This is a genomic window from Pararhizobium sp. P1_E7 (assembly GCF_056405855.1).
This window is the reverse complement of sequence record NZ_JBFUBH010000190.1, coordinates 1-1935: the sequence shown is the minus strand read 5'-3', so window position 1 is coordinate 1935 and position 1935 is coordinate 1. Positions and strand designations below refer to the sequence as shown.

At 51.2% G+C, this 1935-nt stretch carries 1 protein-coding gene and 1 pseudogene; both read right to left on the bottom strand.

The features are described 5' to 3' along the window. Positions 1-535 precede the first annotated feature (535 nt). A pseudogene (locus AC1D17_RS28770) lies at positions 536-968 on the bottom strand (Ros/MucR family transcriptional regulator). Between the two features lie 466 nt (positions 969-1434). Beyond that, positions 1435-1935 (bottom strand): lipopolysaccharide biosynthesis protein (locus AC1D17_RS28765; protein WP_477568607.1); only part of this gene is annotated, 501 nt, incomplete at its 5' end.

Sequence of the window (1935 nt, the reverse complement as noted above, 5' to 3'; positions counted from 1 at the left end):
TACCATTTTCCGTCAACGCTTCGAAAAGGACGCGAAAAATTCATCGGCCACCCGGCCAAAGTTTGACTGACTGTCACCTTGAGCCAGAAATACGCCCCGTTTTCAAGCAGCCAAACAACGGGAGTCGCCGACCGCTCGGTTGCTTTGATCGCTAACGAAAGTGACAGCGATTACACGCCTAAAAGGACGGATACGTCCTCGGCAGTGACCTTGCGTCCGTAGCCGGCAAGCTGAAAGCTCTCGGCAAAATCGACCCTCTTCCCGATGTCGTAGCGTGCATCGCCGACGTAAAGATATCCACCATCCTTGCGTCGAGCACAATCACGTTCTTCCGAGCTTCAGGTGCCGGCGAAGACATCCGTCGCCGGTTATTGATGGTGTCCGTCAGGCTGATTCTAAGCAACCTGACCTCACCGGAAAAAGCCGGGGGCTATGAAACCCGGCGACACCGCGAACTGGTCACGACCGGCTCAGCAAAGGCCATCATCGCGAATACGAGCCGCACCACGTCGCCTACCAGCTTCTGAGCGGATTTTTACTTGTTTTTTAGCCGAGCCTGGCCGAGCCCGCTTGCCCGCGCCAGCTGTGACCGTTTTTCTGCGTAACTGGGCGCCACCATGGGATAGTCATCTGGAAGCCCCCATTTTTCACGATATTCTTCCGGCGTCATATTGTAGAGACTTCCGAGATGACGCTTCAAGGATTTGAATTTGCGGCCATCCTCAAGGCAGATGAGGTGATCGTGGGTGATGGATTTGCGAATTGAAACCGCCGGCTTCAATTTATCATCCACAGCAACTTGCACCGAAGGCGATGTTGCGGTGTTGCCCAGGGCCGTGTGAACACCCGCGATGAGATTTGCAAGTTCGGCTGCCGGGTACCACATGTTTTTGCACGTAGGCCGCAACAACCCCGGCGGTCAGCTCAACAAGACGATTTGTTTCAGGGACTTCGATTTCTCTATACATGCCAAACTTCCGCAATAGCTAGAGCCAACCCGACGTTCCAAGCAACGTTACCTCTATGGGAAAAAGCTTCAATCCCAAAATCCTTGGGCGGCGGCATTGCGGAGCGGAAACTCTCCAAAACGTCGGGTGAGAATCCAGATAGGCCGACATATTTTCAGTAACGGTTACTGATTACACAGGGAAAATTCTATGGCATGGCTTCCCATAGGTATTTATTCAAACAAAAATTCATATGAAATTTTCTGTGGATATTTTGCCGTGGTGTTTCCAAAACAAAATTCGAACAGATCGCAAGAAGAAAAACTCTGCGGATCCGATCAGAACACTTCAGGAAATAATCACCCAAACACCCGGCGATAACAGACCCTCGCCGCAGGGAAATATATTCTAATATAGCAAGGTTGCTATCCGATATAGCCTGGATGCAATCCAAAAAATATTTCGATAAAAACCAATAAACACAAAGCTATATTTCAGGAAAGTTTCTTCTATAGATATAGGTCATCCCCGAGAGAAGAACGAACGACATGCTGATATGCGCAAAATTTGCACCCATTGGCCCTATCTGCGGAACGAGGGTGAAAGCGGTGATATGAAAGACGATCGCTGCGGCAAAAACGATGCGCAGCACCAGGCTTTCTTTTCCCATGGCCAGCAAGGCGGAATACAGCACCGTGCCGCACAGGGTCATCATCACCGCAATGGTCTGAACAATAACGAGAGGTCCAGCACCGAGGAACTCCGGGCCGGCAGTCCAAAGCAAAACGAGATTGATTGTCAGGTAGAAAAACAACAGCGCAGCAATGCCGAAGACGAGCAGAAGCATCTGCGTCTGAAAGACGATTTTCCGGAAATCGCCGATTCTGTTCGCACTCCATGCCCGAGCCAGATCTGGAAACAGCACGGCTTGAACCTGTACGCCTGCCTGTTGGGCGACCCGGCCGATCCGCTTGGCGATGTGATAGAG